Raw genomic sequence first — 17240 nt, forward strand, 5'->3', positions numbered from 1 at the left:
CGGGATCCCTCGCCGCGTCCACAGGACGAACCGCTTCCGGCGGCGGTGATCGAGCGCGCTCCTAGCGTGAGTGGGTGACCGACGCCCCGACCGCCGCGCCGCCCTCGGCCGGCAGACGACTGGGGCTCGGCGCCGCGATCGTCGTGGTGATCGTCGCCCTCGCGGTGACGGTCGGCATCGGCATCGTGCGCGGCGCCTCCGCGCCGGTCGAGCACGTGGTGGTCGACGAACGGCAGGCGACGGATGCCGCGACCCCGGCCGCGGTGTTCGTGCACGTCTCGGGCGCCGTGAACGCGCCGGGGCTGTACGTGCTCGACACCGGGGCGAGGGTGGTGGACGCGGTGGCTGCCGCGGGCGGCTTCGCCGACACGGCCGACCCCGCGGCGGTCAACCTCGCACGTCCGGTCTCCGACGGCGAGCAGCTCCACGTCCCGGCGCAGGACGAGGCCGCGGCCGGGGACGCGGGGCCCGCGCCCGAGACCGACGGCCGGATCAACCTCAATACCGCCGACCTCGCCGCCCTCGACACGCTGCCGCGCATCGGACCGGCCATGGCGCAACGGATCCTCGACTGGCGCGACGCGAACGGACGCTTCACCTCGGTCGAGGATCTCCTCGCGGTGCCGGGGATCGGCGACAAGATGCTCGACTCGCTGCGCGAGCTCGTCACGGTGTGACCCCGTGCCGCTGCGCCTGATCCTCCGGCTCGTGCCGGTCGCGGTCGCCGCGTGGACGGCGGCGATGGTCTCCGTCCTCCAGCCCGAGGTCGCACCGCTCCTCGCCGCGGGGTGCGGAGCGGCTGCGATGGGCACCGTGGCGTGGGCGCTCCGCCGGCCTCCCACTGCGGCCCCGCGGCTGAGGCTGCCGATGGTGGTCGTGGTCTTCGCCCTCTGCGCGGCGGGAGTCGCGGCATCCCACGTCGCGCTGTCCGCCCCGGCGCGCGCGGGTCTGCACGATCTGTCGCTCACCGGCGGACGCGCCGTGACCGTCGAGGCGACGGTCACCGGCAAGGTGGAGCGACGGGCGGGCGGAGGGCTCGCGTTCGACGCCGTCGCGAGCCGCATCAACGTCGGAGCGCAGTCGCATGCGGTGCACGTCGAGGTGGTCGTGCATGTCGCGCCGGAAGACGTCGACCAGCGGGCACTGCTCGATGTCGGGGCGCTCGTCGTGGTCAGCGGGACGGCGGCCGAGGGGCGGGCGGGGGAGCGCGCGGCTCTCGAGGTGCGCGGCTCGCGCGGGCTCGAGGTCATCCGCGGCCCGGCCGGCGCGGCGGCCGTGACGGCGGCGCTGCGGCAAGGGCTGGTGACCGCCGTCGCCGATCTGCCCGGCGAAGGCGCGGGCCTGGTGCCGGGGCTCGCCGTGGGCGACACCTCCGCGGTGTCGGCCGAACTCGACGAGGCCATGAAGGAGTCCTCGCTGTCGCACCTCACGGCCGTGTCGGGGGCGAACTGCGCGCTGGTGGTCGGACTGGCATTCGTCGCGGCCGCCGGCGCCGGAGCGCCGCGCAGTGCGCGCGTGGCGATCGGGGCGGCCGCGCTCTCGGGGTTCGTGATGCTCGTGACCCCCGAGCCGAGCGTCGTCCGCGCCGGGGTGATGGCGGCCGTCGCGATGGTCGCCGTGCTCCTCGGGCGGCCCGGCGCAGGCATGTCGATCCTTTCGCTGGCGGTGACCGCGCTGCTCATCGCCGACCCGTGGCTCTCCGGGTCGCTGGGGTTCGCCCTGTCCGTCGTGGCGACGGCGTCGCTGCTCCTGTTCGCCCGGCCTCTGGCGCGGGGACTGGAGCGGTGGCTGCCCCGGCCGCTCGCGCTGGCGCTGGCGGTGCCGCTCGCGGCGCAGCTCGCCTGCGGGCCGCTCCTCATCCTCATCGACCCGCAGGTGCCCGTATACGGCGTCATCGCCAATCTCCTCGCCGCGCCGGCGGCGCCGGCGGCCACCGTCGTGGGTTTGTCCGCGTGCCTCGCCGCACCGGTGCCGTGGCTGCAGGAGGGTCTCGCCGCCGTCGCCTGGGTGCCCGCGTCATGGATCGCCGCGACCGCCGGCACCGTGAGCGGCCTGCCGGGTGACCTGACGCCGTGGATCGCGGGGTGGCCGGGGGCGGCGGCACTCGGTGTCGTGGGCGCCGCCGTCGGGATGCTCGTGGCGCTCCGGCGATCGACGCGCGCGGCGCGGCTGGCAGTGGTGACCTCAGGGGTCGTGGTAGCGGTCGTGGTCGGGGTGGGCGCGGGCGGTGCGCTCCTCGGCTCGACGGTCGGGCGGTGGACGATGCCGACGCAGTGGAGCGTCCTCGCCTGCGACGTCGGTCAGGGCGACGCGGTGCTGTTGCGCTCGGCAGGAGCGGTGGCGCTCGTCGACACCGGACCGGAGCCCGAGGCGCTGCGTCGGTGTCTCGACAGGGTCGGGGTCGATCGGATCGATATGCTCGTCCTCACCCATTTCGACCTCGACCATGTCGGAGGGGTCGAGGTCGTGATCGGCCGCGTCGGCGTCGTGCTGCACGGGCCGCCGGACGCGGACGGCGCCTACACGCTCGACGCCCTCGAACGCGCGGGGGCCGAGATCATGGCGGCCTCCGCGGGGCTCGGCGGCGATCTCGGAGAAGCCCGGTGGCGCGTCGTGTGGCCGCAGGCGGACTCCGCGGCCTTCCCTCCCGGAAACGACGCCAGCGTGTCGCTCGACGTGCGCGGGGGCGGAATCCCGCCCACGCTCATGCTCGGGGACCTCTCCGCATCGCCGCAGGCCGCGCTGCTCGCCTCCGGCGCGCTCGCCCCGCCCTACGCGCTCGTCAAGGTCGCGCATCACGGCAGCGCCGATCAAGACCACGAGCTGTACCGGGCGGCGCGACCCGCGGTGGCCCTGGTGACGGTCGGCGCCGACAACGACTACGGGCATCCCCGCGCCGAGATCCTCGATGTGCTGACCGGAGCGGGCGCGCGGGTCGCCCGCACCGACGCCGAGGGCGTGATCGCGCTGTGGACGGGCCCGGACGGTGTGCGCGTCTGGCGCGAGCGGGGCGGGTGAGTCGGGGGTGCTCGGTAGGCTGGTGGCATGGCACCGACCGCGCGACGCGCCCCCGCGAAGGCCGCGCGCAGCGCGATTCCCCAGCTGTCGTGGCGCTCCCCGCAGCCGGCGCCCATCGTGCTCGTCTCGGGTCCCGAAGACGTGTGCGCCGAGCGAGCGATCGCCGGAGTGCGCGACTATCTGCGCGCCGAAGACCCGAGCCTCGAGGTGTCCGACCTGCGGGCAGACGATTACGCCGCCGGCACACTCCTCGCGGTCACCTCGCCGTCCCTGTTCGGCGAGCCCCGTCTCGTGCGCGTCACCGGCGTGGAGAAGTGCTCCGACGCCTTCCTGTCCGAGGCCGTCTCGTACCTGGCGGCCCCGCAGGAGGGCGCGACCGTCATCCTCCGGCACACGGGCGCGAGCGTGCGCGGCAAGAAGCTCCTCGACGCGATCCGCGCCGGTGAGGGCAAGGGCGTCGAGATCCCGTGCCCCGCGATCAAGCGCGACTCCGACCGCTACGACTTCGCCGCGGGCGAGTTCAGCACCGCCAGGAAGCGCATCGCCGCGCCGGCCCTGCGCGCGCTCGTGTCGGCGTTCGCCGACGACGTCACCGAGCTCGCCGCCGCGTGCCAGCAGCTGATCGCCGACGTGCCCGGCGACATCTCCGAGCAGGTCGTCGAGCGCTACTACGGCGGCCGTGTCGAGACCTCGGCGTTCACCGTCGCCGACACGGCGATCGCCGGACGCTACGGCGATGCGCTGATCGCGCTCCGCCACGCGCTGGCGTCCGGAGCCGACCCCGTTCCCCTCGTGGCGGCGATCGCCCTCAAGCTGCGCACGATGGCGCGCGTCGCGGGCAGCCGCGAGCCCGCTGCGGCGCTGGCCGGGCGTATCGGCCTCAAGGACTGGCAGGTCGACCGGGCGCGGCGCGACCTCACGGGGTGGAACGAGGCATCGCTCGGCGCCGCCATCCAGGCGGCGGCGCGGGCGGATGCCGAGGTGAAGGGCGGATCGCGCGACTCGGTCTTCGCGCTCGAGCGCCTCATCACCGTGATCGCGACACGAGCCCCGTACGGCGCCTGACCGGCCTCATGGCCCGCAGGAAGAACGGGGGAGGAACGCCGAAGGCCCGCCCCCGGAGGGACGGGCCTTCGATCGAATCCGGGTGAGGATCAGAGCGCGGCGACCTGCTTGGCGATGGACGACTTGCGGTTCGCGGCCTGGTTCTCGTGGATGACGCCCTTGCTGACGGCCTTGTCGAGCTTCTTCGACGCCTTCTGCAGCGCCTTCTCGGCGGCGGCCTTGTCGCCGGCGGCGATGGCCTCGCGGGTGCGGCGCACCTCGGTCTTCAGCTCGCTCTTGACGGCCTTGTTGCGCTCGCGCGCCTTCTCGTTGGTCTTGTTGCGCTTGATCTGCGACTTGATGTTCGCCACGTGAGGTGTCTTTCGTGTCTGATGGATGGGAGTTGCCGCGTTACGGGTAGAGGGGCCGCTCGCGGCGTCGTGCGGAGGTGGGACCCCGCACGCAAACCAATCACCGAGTCTATCAGGTCTGCTCGAGCGTCGTGATCGCCAGGTGCAGGAGCGCGTTGAAGACCTCGGGGCGCATCACCGTCACGTGATGGGTCGTGCGCGGCACCACGACGAGCTCCGCGTGCGGGGCGAGTCGCGTGAACAGCCGCTCGTTGACGCGCAGCTGGTCGTACTGCCCGTTGACGAACCAGAGCGGCACGTCGATCCGGCCCACCGCCGCCAGCAGGTCCAGCACCGAGAGGCTGCGGAGTGCGACGTCCTGCGCATCCAGGGCGTAGCCGCCGGCCCCGAAGTCGGCCCGTGTCTCGTGCGGCAGGATGCGGTCGAGCATGCGGTCGGTCAGCCACATTCCTCGGTCGGGCAGCGAGTCGAATCCCCGCGCGAGCATGCGGTACGCGGCGAGGCCGACGCCGCGGGGGATCGCCGTGCACGAGGCGGCGACGAGACCGGCCACAGGCGGCCGGTCCTCGGCTCCGACGTACTCGACGCAGAGGAGACCCCCCATCGAGTGACCCACGAGCAGCACGAGGCCGCGGGTCGCGGCATCCGTCACCGCCTCGTCGATCGTCGCGAACGCGGCGTCGATCGTGAACTCCTCGTCCATGCGCGATCCGTGGCCCGGCAGGTCGACCGCGACGACCGGATTGCCCCGCTCGCGCAGGTACTCGACCTGCGACCGCCACATGGTCGCGGACGTCCGGATGCCGTGCACGAGCACGACCTGGACGACCATCGCCCCAGGCTAACGGGCGTCCCGCGGTCGCGGGCGCCGCATCGCGCGCACGCCCGAGATGCAGGACTCGCGCAGGGTGGAGGCATCCCTCACCCGTAGAATCGACGGGATATGTCACCGCGCGCCCTGAAGCCACTCGAGCCGTCCGCGACCCCGCCCGAGCTGATCCGCAACTTCTGCATCATCGCCCACATCGACCACGGCAAGTCGACGCTGGCCGATCGGATGCTGCAGATCACCGGCGTCGTCTCCGACCGCGACATGCGCGCGCAGTACCTCGACCGCATGGACATCGAGCGCGAGCGCGGCATCACCATCAAGTCGCAGGCCGTGCGCATGCCGTGGCAGACCGCCGACGGCACGTTCGCCCTGAACATGATCGACACGCCCGGCCACGTCGACTTCACCTACGAGGTCAGCCGCTCGCTCGCCGCCTGCGAAGGCGCGATCCTGCTCGTCGACGCCGCGCAGGGCATCGAGGCCCAGACGCTCGCGAACCTGTACCTCGCCCTCGACAACGACCTGCACATCATCCCGGTCCTCAACAAGATCGACCTGCCCGCGGCCGACCCCGACCGCTTCGCGAAGGAGCTCGCCAACCTCATCGGCGGCTCGCCCGACGACGTGCTGCGCGTGAGCGGCAAGACGGGTCAGGGCGTCGAGGAGCTGCTCGACCGGCTCGTCGCCGAGATCCCGGCGCCGAAGGGCGACGCCGACGCCCCGGCCCGCGCGATGATCTTCGACTCGGTCTACGACTCGTACCGCGGCGTCGTCACGTACGTGCGCATGGTCGACGGCAAGCTCGCTCCGCGTGAGCGCATCCAGATGATGTCGACGACCGCCACGCACGACCTCCTCGAGATCGGCGTGTCCAGCCCGGAGCCGGTCCCGACCATGGGGCTGGGCGTCGGCGAGGTCGGCTATCTCATCACCGGCGTGAAGGATGTGCGGCAGTCCAAGGTCGGCGACACGATCACGACCCACCGCAAGCCCGCGACCGATGCCCTCCCGGGGTACACCGACCCGAAGCCCATGGTCTTCTCGGGCATCTACCCGATCGACGGCAGCGATTACGGCGACCTGCGCGAGGCGCTCGACAAGCTCAAGCTGTCGGATGCCTCGCTGCAGTACGAGCCCGAGACCTCGGTGGCCCTCGGGTTCGGCTTCCGCTGCGGCTTCCTCGGCCTGCTGCACCTCGAGATCATCACCGAACGTCTCTCGCGCGAGTTCGACCTCGACCTCATCACGACCGCGCCGAGCGTCGTGTACGAAGTCCTCACCGATACCGGCGAGACGGTCGTCGTCACCAACCCCAGCGAGTACCCCGACGGACGGGTCGCCTCGGTGTCGGAGCCCATGGTGAAGGCCGCGATCCTTCTGCCCAAGGATTTCGTCGGCACGGTGATGGAGCTCTGCCAGGGTCGTCGCGGCCAGCTCCTCGGCATGGAGTACTTCTCCGAGGAGCGCGTCGAGCTGCGCTACAACATGCCCCTCGGCGAGATCGTGTTCGACTTCTTCGACCAGCTCAAGAGCCGGACACAGGGCTACGCCAGCCTCGACTACGAGCCGGCCGGCAGCCAGGAGGCCGACCTCGTGAAGGTCGACATCCTGCTCCAGGGCGACAAAGTCGACGCGTTCAGCTCGATCGTGCACCGCGAGAAGGCCTACGCGTACGGCACGATGATGACCGAGCGCCTGCGCAAGCTCATCCCGCGCCAGCAGTTCGAGGTGCCCATCCAGGCCGCGATCGGCGCGCGCATCATCGCCCGCGAGAACATCCGGGCCATGCGCAAGGACGTCCTCGCGAAGTGCTATGGCGGCGACATCACCCGTAAGCGCAAGCTGCTCGAGAAGCAGAAGGAGGGCAAGAAGCGCATGAAGATGGTCGGCCGCGTCGAGGTCCCTCAGGAGGCGTTCATCGCCGCGCTCTCGGGAGACGTCGAGGGAAAGTCCGCGAAGTAGGCTGGCAGTCATGCGTCGAGGGAACTTCCGGGACGACACGGTCGACTACGCCGCGGTCGGGGCCACGCAGGCCGCCGACCTCATGCACTTCCCGCCGGAGCGGAGCATCCCCGCCGAGGAGTCCTGGCGGATCGGCAGCGGCGAGGCGCGCTTCCAGGGCGCGAGCGAGGCGCTGCTGTCGTGGACGGCCCAGCGAGGCGCCGGTCTGACCGTCAAGGACGTGCGGCCCGCCGCCGGGCCGATGTACTCGGGTGTCAGCTTCGACGCCGAAGGCCACCCGATCGCCCCGAGCCGGTCCGAGTCCGATCTGCGCTACGACGCCGACGGCACGCCGTACGTGGGCGCGGGCACCACGATCCGCGTCGACGGCCGGGTGAAGGGCCTGCGGGCGGACGCCGAGCTGCGCGTGATCTTCGCGATCGAGGAGCCCCGGCGCGTGGGCTTCGCGCTCGGAACGGTGAGCGACTCCGTCGTCAGCGGCGAGGAGTCCTTCATGCTCGACTGGTACGACAACGACGAGGTGTGGTTCACGGTGCGGGCGTTCGACGCCCCGTCGTCGTTCTTCTACCGCCTGCTGCCCGGGCTGATCAAGCGCCGGCGGCGCGAGCTCTTCACGCGCTATCTGCGGGCGATCTCGCCCCTCTACACGACCCCCGCGTGAGGCGCTGATGGGCTCCGCGCTTCCCCTGGGCGAGCCGGTCCCTGCCGACGGCGCGTTCCCGGCCGGCACGGCGATCGATGCCGCGACCGCCTTCGGCGTCTACCTGCACGTGCCGTTCTGCCGCGTGCGGTGCGGCTACTGCGACTTCAACACCTACACGTCCGACGAGCTGCGCGGCGCGCGCCAGGACCAGTACGCCGATACGCTGCTGCGCGAAGTGGCGCTGGCTCGCGGAGTCCTCGAGCGGACCGGGCCGCTGCGACCCGCGTCGACGGTCTTCTTCGGCGGTGGCACGCCGACCCTCCTGCCCCCGGGCGACCTCGCGCGGATGCTCGACGGCGTGCGCGACGCGTTCGGCATCGAACCGGGTGCCGAGGTCACCGTCGAGGCCAACCCCGACACCGTCAGCGACGCGGTGGCGGCCGAGCTCTCGGCATCCGGCGTCACGCGTCTGTCGATCGGCATGCAGTCGGCGGTGCCGCACGTCCTCGCCGCACTCGACCGCACCCACGACCCGGCGAACGTCCGCACCGCCGTGGCCGCGGCGCGCGCAGCCGGACTCGACGTCAGCGTCGACCTCATCTACGGCGCGCCGGGGGAGTCCCTCGCCGACTGGCGGGCTTCGCTCGAAACCGCCGTCGAGCTCGCGCCCGACCACGTCTCGGCCTACGCGCTCATCATCGAGGACGGCACGAAGCTGGCCCGGCAGATCCGTCGTGGCGAGGTTCCGGCCCCCGATGACGATCTCCAGGCAGACATGTACGAGCTGGCGGACGACCTGCTGTCGGCGGCCGGGTTCGAATGGTATGAGGTGTCGAACTGGGCGCGCAGCGACGACCAGCGCTCGCGTCACAACCTCGCGTACTGGCAGGGCACCGACTGGTGGGGCTTCGGCCCCGGCGCACACAGCCACGTGGGCGGCGTGCGGTTCTGGAACGTCAAGCACCCCGCCGCGTACGCGCAGCGCCTCGCGGCGGGGGAGTCGCCCGCGGCGGCACGCGAGGTGCCCGATCTCGAGGCGCGCTCGCTCGAGAACGTGCTCCTGCGCACGCGGATCCGCGAGGGGCTCCCGGTGTCGGAGCTGCTCGGCGAAGGCCGCCGCGCCGTGGCCGCGCTCATCGCCGACGGCCTGGTCGACGGGCCGTCCGCGCTGCACGGGACGATCGTGCTCACGCGGCGCGGACGGCTCCTCGCCGACGCCGTGGTGCGGGCGCTCACCGAGTAGGCGCGGTGCCGCGGATCGGCCGCCCCGCGCTCCCGGCCGAGGCGCGAGGCATCCGATAGAATTGGCACTCCAGTCATGCGAGTGCCAAAGGCGCCGTGAGGAGGCGGGATGGTCAGCGAGCGAGGGCTCCAGGTGCTGCGCGCGATCGTCGAGGACTACGTCGACACGCGCGAGCCCGTCGGCAGCAAGGCGATCGTGGAGCGTCACGCCTTCGGGGTGTCCGCGGCGACCATCCGCAACGACATGGCCCTGCTCGAGGACGAGGAGCTCATCGCTGCCCCGCACACCTCGTCCGGCCGTGTGCCGACCGACAAGGGCTACCGCGTCTTCGTCGATCACCTCGCGGACGTGCGCCCGCTCAGCACGGCCCAGCGCACCGCGATCTCGTCGTTCCTCGAAGGACCCGGTGACCTCGACGACGTGCTGGCACGCACCGTCCGCGCTCTCACCCAGCTCACCGGCCAGGTCGCCATCGTGCAGTATCCCTCGTTCGCCCGCGCGAACGTCACGCACGTCGAGCTCGTCCAGCTCGGCGGGGGCCGGATGCTGGTGATCGTGGTCACCGACACCGGGCGGGTGTCGCAGCGCATGGCGTTCGTGCGCGACGACTTCGACGAGGCCGATCTCGCCCGCATCCGCGCCGAGCTCGGCACGCTGCTCGTCGGCCGCTCCGTCCGCGACGGCCTCACGCGCATCGCCGACCGCCTCGACAGCGCCGCGGTCATGACGGCCCCGCACCAGGCGGCGACCGCCGAGATCGTGCGGGTGGTCGCCGAAGAGCTCGACGAGTTCCGGCAGGACCGCCTCGTGATGGCCGGAAGTGCCACCCTCGCACGGCGCGAGGCCGACTTCCGCGGCAGCATCTACCCCCTCCTCGAGGCGATCGAGGAGCAGGTCACGATCCTGCGCCTCATGGGCGAGATGGTCGCCGACGAGAAGGGCCTCGCCGCCAGCATCGGCCGCGAGAACGAGCCGTTCGGCCTCGCCGAGGCCTCCATCGTCGCGAGCGACTACGACGCGACCGGCTCCCGCGCGCGCGTCGGAGTCATGGGCCCGACCCGCATGGACTACCCCACGAACCTCGCGGCGGTGAGAGCCGTCGCCCGCTATCTGACGCGGATGCTCGAAGAAGACGAGAGCAGCCGCTGACGCGGCCGCGCACACACGAACGATCCCGCGCATCCCGCGGGCAGGAAGGCGAATGTGGCTGACCACTACGAGGTCCTCGGTGTCTCCCGGGACGCATCCCTCGACGAGATCAAGAAGGCGTACCGGCGTCTCGCGCGGGAGCTCCACCCCGACGTGAACCCCGGCGAAGAGGCCTCCGAGCGCTTCAAGCTCGTGACGCACGCGTACGACGTGCTGAGCGATCCCGATCAGCGCGCCCGCTACGACATGGGCGGTGGCGACGGCGCGTTCGGCGGCGCCTCGGGCTTCGGCGGCTTCAATGACATCTTCGAGACCTTCTTCGGCGCCGCCGGAGGCGGAGGCGCGCGTGGGGGCCGCCCACGGTCCCGCCGCGAGCGCGGCCAGGACGCGCTGGTACGCGTCTCGCTCGAGCTCGGCGACGTCGTGTTCGGCGTCCACCGCGACATCGAGGTCGACACCGCCGTGCTGTGCGACACCTGCCAGGGCTCGTGCTGCCAGCCCGGCACGTCGCCGGTCACGTGCGACATCTGCCACGGCACGGGTCACATCCAGCGCCAGGTGCGGAGCCTCCTGGGCAACGTGCTCACGAACCAGCCCTGCAACGTGTGCCAGGGCTACGGCACGACCATCCCCTACCCCTGCGGCACGTGCCAGGGGCAGGGTCGCGTGCGTGCACGCCGGACCGTCTCCCTCGACATCCCCGCGGGCGTCGAGACCGGACTGCGGCTGCAGCTGCCCGGCTCGGGCGAGGTCGGCCAGGCGGGCGGCCCCAACGGCGACCTCTACATCGAGGTGACCGTCGCCCCGCACGAGGTCTTCAGCCGTGACGGCGACGACCTGCTCGCTACGCTCGAGGTCTCGATGCCCGACGCGATCCTCGGCACGAACACGACCATCCAGTCGCTCGACGGTCCCGTCGAGCTCGAGATCCGCCCGGGCGTGCAGGGCGGCGACGTGCTCACGATCAAGGGCCGCGGCATCACGCCGCTGCGCGGGACTCAGCGCGGCGACCTCCGGGTCGGAGTGCACGTGGTCACGCCCACGCGCCTCGACGGCAAGGAGCGGGCGCTCATCGAGGACTTCGCCAAGCGCACGAAGGCGCCGGCGCCGCGTCTGGCCGAGTTCCACCAGGGTCTCTTCGCGAAGCTCCGCGACCGGTTCCGGGGCTGACCGGTGGCGCTGCACTTCGTGCTCGACGAGGCGACCACCGCCGCCGCCGGTGACGTCGTCGTGCTCACGGGTGCCGAAGCGCATCACGCCGCGTCGGTGCGCCGCGTCCGCGTGGACGAGGAGGTCACCGTGGGCGACGGCCGCGGGGCGTGGCTGACGGGCCGCTGCGAGTCGGTCGCTCCGCGCGAAGTGGTCGTGCGCGTCGAGTCGAGGACGGATGCCGCAGCCCCGCGCCCGCGCGTCGTCCTTGTGCAGGCGCTGGCGAAGGGCGACCGCGACGAGCTGGCCGTGCAGGCGGCGACAGAGCTCGGGATCGACGAGATCGTGCCGTGGCAGGCCGCGCGCAGCGTGTCGCGGTGGGACGCGGCGAAGGCGGAGAAGGGCCGCGCCCGATGGGCGACGATCGTCCGCGAGGCGGCGAAGCAGGCTCACCGTGCCTGGATCCCCGACGTCAGGCCGCTCGCCTCGACCCGGCAGCTCGTGCAACGGGCCGCGGCATCCCGCACCCTCGTGCTCGAGCCCCGCGGGGCCGCGCGGCTGACGGGCGTCGTCCTCGACGGCGAAGAGCGTGATGTCCTGCTGGTCGTCGGACCGGAGGGCGGCATCGCCGATGACGAGCTGTCCGCGCTGGAGGGGGCCGGGGCGACCCTCGTGCGGCTCGGAGACAGCGTGCTGCGCACCTCGACGGCCGGGCCCGCCGCTCTCGCGGTCGTGAGCGCCGCCCTCGGCCGGTGGTGAGCCGTTCTCCTCTCTCGCCCGGCTCGCAGTGCGACCCGCCCCGCCGCGACACCCGTCGGTAGACTTGCGGGATGAGCGATCCGTCGATCTTCACGCGCATCCGCAACGGAGAGATCCCGTCCGAGATCATCGCCGAGACCGAGAACGCCTTCGCCATCCGCGACATCGCGCCCAAGGCGCCCGTGCACCTGCTGGTCATCCCCAAGTCGGAGGAGTACCGCAACGTCGTCGAGCTCGCCGCAGGCGACCCCGACCTGCTCGCCGAGCTGGTGGGACTCGCGAACAGCCTCGCCGCCGAGCACGCCGACGGCGATTTCCGTCTGATCTTCAACACCGGCCCGAACGCGGGCCAGACCGTCTTCCACGTGCACGCCCATGTGCTCGCCGGAGGACTCGAGGAAGCGAGCATTGGTGCCTGACCCATCCGATTCCGAACCCACGATCGACCGCGTCTACGCCGACGGCGTCGCGATGGTGCAGCTGCTCGGCCCGCAGGACCGGCTGCTGCGCGTCGTCGAGAAGGAGCACCCGGGCGTCGACGTGCACGTGCGGGGCAACGAGATCACACTCACCGGAGAAGCGGACGCCGTCGCCGCCGCCCGCTCGCTCGTCGACGAGCTGCTCGCCATGACCAAGGCCGGGCAGGGGCTCGACCCCTCCGACGTGTCGTCGTCGAGCCGCATCCTTCGCACCGAGGGCGGCCCGCGGCCGTCGGAGGTGCTCGGAGAAGCGATCCTGTCGTCGCGCGGCAAGGTGATCCGGCCCAAGACCCTCGGCCAGAAGGCGTACGTCGACGCGATCGAGGAGAGCACGATCGTGTTCGGCATCGGGCCCGCCGGCACCGGCAAGACCTACCTCGCGATGGCCAAGGCGGTGCAGGCGCTGCAGCGCAAGGAGGTCAGCCGCATCATCCTGACGCGCCCCGCGGTCGAGGCGGGGGAGCGGCTGGGGTTCCTGCCCGGCACGCTCACCGACAAGATCGACCCGTACCTCCGCCCGCTGTACGACGCGCTCAACGAGATGATGGATCCGGAGCTCGTGCCGAAGCTCATGGCGACGGGCACCATCGAGGTCGCCCCGCTCGCGTATATGCGCGGACGCACGCTCAACGACTCGTTCGTCGTGCTCGATGAGGCGCAGAACACCACGCCCGAGCAGATGAAGATGTTCCTCACGCGGCTGGGCTTCGGCACGCGCATGGTCGTCACGGGCGACATCACGCAGATCGATCTGCCGCAGGGCGCGTCCGGACTGCGGCTCGTGACGCGGGTGCTCGGCGACATCGACGACATCCACTTCTCCTACCTGACGAGTGACGACGTCGTGCGGCACACGCTCGTCGGGCGCATCGTCGACGCCTACAGCGAGTACGACGAACGGCGGATGGCCGCGCGCCGCGAGCGCGACGAGGCGTCCGAGTTCGCGAACCGGGCGGAGCGGCGCGCCGGCATGCGGCCCCAGAACCCCCGCGACCATCTTCCGAAGCGAGGACGCTCATGACGATCGAGATCAGCAACGAGTCAGGCATCGCGGTCGACGAGACGGTGCTGCTGCGTCTCATGGAGAACAACCTCGCCGAGCTCCACGTGAGCCCCGACGCCGACGTCGCGATCCTCCTGGTCGACGAGGGCGCGATGGAGGCTCTTCATGTGCAGTGGATGGACGAACCCGGCCCCACCGACGTGCTGAGCTTCCCCATGGACGAGCTGCGCCCCGGCACCGAGGACATGCCGGCGCCCGCGGGACTCCTCGGCGACATCGTGCTGTGCCCGCAGGTGGCCGAGACTCAGGCCGTCGCCGCGAAGCACTCGACGATGGACGAGCTCGTCATGCTGACGACGCACGGCCTGCTGCACCTCCTCGGCTTCGACCACGCCGAGCCCGAGGAGGAGCGCGAGATGTTCGGGCTCCAGCGCGAGCTCATCACGGCCTTCCAGGCTGTGGAACGCCGTCGAAATCGCGCATGACCCCTGCGCTGCTCCTCATCGCCGCGGCGCTGCTGCTGGCGTTCGGCGCCCTCATGGTCGCCATCGACGCCGCGCTGAGCGTGACCTCGCGCGCCGACCTCGCCGAGCTCGGGGCTGGCGACCGCAACGCGTCCGCGCTGCGCAAGATCGCCGACGACCCCGAGGCGCACGCGAACGCGGTCGTGTTCATCCGCGTGCTCTCCGAGACGACCGCCGCCGTGCTGGTCACCGTCGCGTTCACGCTGCTGTTCGACAGCATCTGGTGGGCGATGGTCGCCGCGGCGGTGCTCATGACGGGCGTGTCATACGTCGTCGTGGGAGCGAGCCCGCGCAATGTCGGGCGCCAGCATGCCAAGGGGCTCCTGCGCGGCGCGGCCCCGGTGGTGCGGGGCGTGCGGATCATCCTCGGCCCTCTCGCGCACGGCCTCGTGGCTCTCGGCACGCGGATCACTCCCGGCGCCTCGCGCGGGGCGTCGTTCGCCTCCGAGGAGCAGCTCCTCAGCATCATCGACGAGGCCGCCGAGAACGAGCTCATCGAGCAGGACGACCGCGAGCTCATCCATTCCGTGTTCGACTTCACCGACACCTTCGTCCGCGCCGTGATGGTGCCGCGCACCGACATGGTGACGGTGGATGCCGCGGCCTCGACGCGCGAGGCGATGGCGATCTTCCTCGACAAGGGCATCTCCCGCGTCCCGATCGTCGACGACGAGGCCGATGACGTCGTGGGCGTGCTGTACCTCAAGGACCTCGTGCAGTTCGGCTTCCGCGACGAGTCGGGGTGGCGCGACGCGCCGATCACGCGTATCGCGCGTCCGGCGGTGTTCGTGCCCGAGTCGATGAAGGCCGAGACGCTGCTGCAGCAGATGAAGCGCGACGCCGTGCACGTGTGCCTCGTCATCGACGAGTACGGCGGAGTGTCGGGCCTGGTCACCCTGGAGGACCTCATCGAGGAGCTCGTGGGTGAGATCTCCGACGAGTACGACCCCCGGGCCGACGAGGTGACCGAGCTCGAGCCCGGTCACTACCGCGTCAGCGCGCGCCTCGGGCTCGACGAGGTCGGCGACCTGTTCGGAATCGATCTCGAAGACGAGGACGTCGACTCGATCGGCGGACTGCTGGGCAAGGCGCTCGGTCGCGTCCCTCAACCCGGCGCGACGGCAGAGTACGAGGGCCTCGTCATGACCGGCGGTGCCTCGCGCGGGCGCGGCCGAGGCATCTCGACGGTGTTCGTCGAGCGCGGCGAAGCACTCGACGCGGCGGAGGCCGCCTTCGGGCGCGCGCCGCGCACGGGTGAGATCCGCATCGTCCCCTCGCGCACCGGCGAGGTGCGCGCAACGAAGAAAGGGGAGCGCTCGTGACCGACGCGTCCCGCTCCGGCTTCGTCACCTTCGTCGGCCGGCCCAACGTGGGCAAGTCGACGCTCACCAACGCACTCGTCGGTGAGAAGGTGGCCATCACGAGCGACAAGCCGCAGACCACGCGTCGCGCGATCCGCGGCATCGTGAACCGCCCGGCAGGTCAGCTCGTGATCGTCGACACCCCGGGAATCCACAAGCCGCGCACGCTCCTGGGCGAGCGCCTCAACAGCCTCGTCGAGCAGGTGCTGGGCGACGTCGACGTCATCGGGTTCTGCGTGCCGGCGACCGAGAGGGTCGGCCCCGGCGATCGGCGCATCGCGGAGTCGCTCGACGGCTATTCACGTGCCAAGAAGGTCGCGATCGTCACCAAGACCGACGCCGCCTCCCGCGACCAGATCACCGAGCGCCTGATGGAGGTCGACTCCCTGCGCGAGGATTGGGCCGCGGTGATCCCGCTCTCGGCGCTGACCCGCGAGCAGCTCGACGTGCTGACCGACGAGCTGCTGACGCTCATGCCCGAGGGGCCGGCCCTGTACGAGGCCGACGTCGTGACAGACGAGTCGATCGAGGACCGCGTCGCGGAGATCATCCGCGAGGCCGCTCTGGAAGGCGTGCGCGACGAGCTGCCGCACTCGATCGCGGTGACCATCGAGGACATGGCTCCGCGGGAGGAGTCCGATCTCACCGACATCTACGCGAACATCGTCGTCGAGCGCGACAGTCAGAAGGCCATCATCATCGGCCGCAAGGGCTCCCGCCTCGCCGACGTGGGCAAGCGCGCCCGCGCGGGCATCGAGCCGCTCGTCGGCACGCGCGTGTTCCTGTCGCTGCATGTCCGGGTCGCAAAGGAATGGCAGCGCGACCCGAAGCAGCTCGGCCGACTCGGGTTCTGAGTCTCCCGGCCGGCCGCTCCGCGGTGCGTATCAGCCGTCGACGGGCCGCATCGCCGACCGGATGATCACCGTGTCGTCGCCGTAGTCGTCGTCCGCGGCATCCTGCCACGTGCCGTCGTCCCACACGACGTCGACCCACAGCCATCCGTTCTCGGGGTAGGAGCTCAGGTAGGCCTCGTGCAGGATGTCGGGCAGCTCTTCCTGGATCTCGAGCAGGGTCGCCTCGTCGCCCGCACCCGGCTCGCCGCCGGTCGGGTCGTCGGGCATCATCGGGTCGTAGAGGGCCAGCATGATCGGCGGCTGCGTGACGGTGAACTCCTCGCCGTCGTAGGTGCCCTGGACCGCGTACGATCCCCACGTCGTCTCACCCGACGTCTCGGCGCCCTCGATCCCGTCCCACACCCAGTTCGTGATCGGGATGCCTCCGCACTGCGGTGGATAGGACTCCGCCACCGCACCGAGGCACAGCTGGACATCGCCGTCGACGTCCATCACCGTGCCCTGAGCGACGACGTCGCCCTCGGGCGGCGCGGGCCACAGCGACCCGAGCGAGGCGCCGGGAGGGGCGTCGGCGGGCGTGGACGGCGCCGCGGAACCGGCAGGCGTGGCGCAGCCGGCGAGGGCGAGGACGGATGCCGCGCCGAGCGCGATCAGCAGGTGTCGACGATGACGTGTCATATCCGTCGAGTGTCACCGGCGCTGTGATCGTCTCACCGGAATGCGACGCGAGGTTCGCCCGACCCTCGGGCACGGGTGTAACCTGGCACCATGCGTGCAGGCTCGCTCCTCCTTAGCTGCCGCGACGAGGCCTCGATCTAGGGCCCTCCTCGTCGCGGAGCTTGTCGTCGG

General features: G+C 71.6%; 17 protein-coding genes. 14 read left to right on the forward strand and 3 right to left on the reverse strand.

Features of this window, described 5'->3' with window-relative positions; translation table 11 throughout:
• The first annotated feature begins 74 nt into the window (after positions 1–74).
• Genes OB08_RS07585 through holA form a run of 3 tightly spaced genes read left to right on the forward strand, consistent with a single transcriptional unit; the run spans position 75 to position 4083 of the window.
• Positions 75–677: a ComEA family DNA-binding protein gene (locus OB08_RS07585; protein WP_461473734.1), complete on the forward strand. Its 603-nt coding sequence runs from the start codon at positions 75–77 to the stop codon at positions 675–677.
• A gap of 4 nt (positions 678–681) precedes the next feature.
• On the forward strand, positions 682–3018 hold the full coding sequence (locus tag OB08_RS07590; RefSeq protein ID WP_461473736.1) for a ComEC/Rec2 family competence protein: 2337 nt from the start codon (positions 682–684) through the stop codon (positions 3016–3018).
• Positions 3019–3045: 27 nt separating this feature from the next.
• Positions 3046–4083 carry a DNA polymerase III subunit delta gene (holA, locus tag OB08_RS07595; RefSeq protein ID WP_461473738.1) on the forward strand — a complete coding sequence of 346 codons (1038 nt, stop codon included), beginning with the start codon at positions 3046–3048 and terminating at the stop codon, positions 4081–4083.
• Between the two features lie 89 nt (positions 4084–4172).
• Here holA and rpsT read toward each other — a convergent pair whose 3' ends face one another.
• Positions 4173–4433, reverse strand: coding sequence for a 30S ribosomal protein S20 (gene rpsT, locus OB08_RS07600; RefSeq protein ID WP_461473740.1), 261 nt, complete (start codon positions 4431–4433; stop codon positions 4173–4175).
• 112 nt (positions 4434–4545) lie between these two features.
• Positions 4546–5265 carry an alpha/beta fold hydrolase gene (locus tag OB08_RS07605; protein WP_461473742.1) on the reverse strand — a complete coding sequence of 240 codons (720 nt, stop codon included), beginning with the start codon at positions 5263–5265 and terminating at the stop codon, positions 4546–4548.
• Positions 5266–5376: 111 nt separating this feature from the next.
• On the opposite strand from OB08_RS07605, the gene lepA reads away from it, so the two are divergent.
• The 11 genes from lepA to era all read left to right on the forward strand — a co-directional run bounded on the left by lepA (position 5377) and on the right by era (position 16391).
• The gene (gene lepA, locus OB08_RS07610; RefSeq protein ID WP_461473744.1) at positions 5377–7227 is read left to right on the forward strand and encodes a translation elongation factor 4; all 1851 of its coding nucleotides are present in this window, start codon (positions 5377–5379) and stop codon (positions 7225–7227) included.
• A gap of 10 nt (positions 7228–7237) precedes the next feature.
• Positions 7238–7888: a DUF1990 family protein gene (locus OB08_RS07615; protein WP_461473746.1), complete on the forward strand. Its 651-nt coding sequence runs from the start codon at positions 7238–7240 to the stop codon at positions 7886–7888.
• A 7-nt stretch (positions 7889–7895) separates the two neighbouring features.
• On the forward strand, positions 7896–9113 hold the full coding sequence (hemW, locus tag OB08_RS07620; protein WP_461473748.1) for a radical SAM family heme chaperone HemW: 1218 nt from the start codon (positions 7896–7898) through the stop codon (positions 9111–9113).
• A gap of 108 nt (positions 9114–9221) precedes the next feature.
• Positions 9222–10262, forward strand: a complete 1041-nt coding sequence (gene hrcA / locus OB08_RS07625) for a heat-inducible transcriptional repressor HrcA (RefSeq protein ID WP_461473750.1) — start codon at positions 9222–9224, stop codon at positions 10260–10262.
• A 54-nt stretch (positions 10263–10316) separates the two neighbouring features.
• Positions 10317–11432 (forward strand): molecular chaperone DnaJ, encoded by a 1116-nt coding sequence (dnaJ, locus tag OB08_RS07630; protein ID WP_461473752.1) that lies wholly within the window; start codon positions 10317–10319, stop codon positions 11430–11432.
• A 3-nt stretch (positions 11433–11435) separates the two neighbouring features.
• Positions 11436–12170 (forward strand): 16S rRNA (uracil(1498)-N(3))-methyltransferase, encoded by a 735-nt coding sequence (locus tag OB08_RS07635; RefSeq protein WP_461473754.1) that lies wholly within the window; start codon positions 11436–11438, stop codon positions 12168–12170.
• A gap of 71 nt (positions 12171–12241) precedes the next feature.
• A complete protein-coding gene (locus tag OB08_RS07640) occupies positions 12242–12589 on the forward strand; it encodes an HIT domain-containing protein (RefSeq protein WP_461473756.1) in 348 nt (115 codons plus the stop codon).
• Positions 12590–12641: 52 nt separating this feature from the next.
• Positions 12642–13670 carry a PhoH family protein gene (locus tag OB08_RS07645; RefSeq protein ID WP_461473850.1) on the forward strand — a complete coding sequence of 343 codons (1029 nt, stop codon included), beginning with the start codon at positions 12642–12644 and terminating at the stop codon, positions 13668–13670.
• Positions 13667–14137, forward strand: coding sequence for an rRNA maturation RNase YbeY (gene ybeY / locus OB08_RS07650; protein WP_461473758.1), 471 nt, complete (start codon positions 13667–13669; stop codon positions 14135–14137). The genes OB08_RS07645 and ybeY overlap by 4 nt, the downstream gene beginning before the upstream one ends.
• Complete coding sequence (locus tag OB08_RS07655; protein ID WP_461473760.1) at positions 14134–15498, forward strand: hemolysin family protein; 1365 nt, start codon at positions 14134–14136, stop codon at positions 15496–15498. The genes ybeY and OB08_RS07655 overlap by 4 nt, the downstream gene beginning before the upstream one ends.
• A complete protein-coding gene (gene era, locus OB08_RS07660) occupies positions 15495–16391 on the forward strand; it encodes a GTPase Era (RefSeq protein WP_461473762.1) in 897 nt (298 codons plus the stop codon). Before OB08_RS07655 ends, era begins: the two co-directional genes overlap by 4 nt.
• 30 nt (positions 16392–16421) lie before the next feature.
• Here era and OB08_RS07665 read toward each other — a convergent pair whose 3' ends face one another.
• On the reverse strand, positions 16422–17069 hold the full coding sequence (locus OB08_RS07665; protein ID WP_461473764.1) for a hypothetical protein: 648 nt from the start codon (positions 17067–17069) through the stop codon (positions 16422–16424).
• Positions 17070–17240: the final 171 nt, after the last annotated feature.

Source organism: Microbacterium sp. HJ5 (assembly GCF_054824025.1).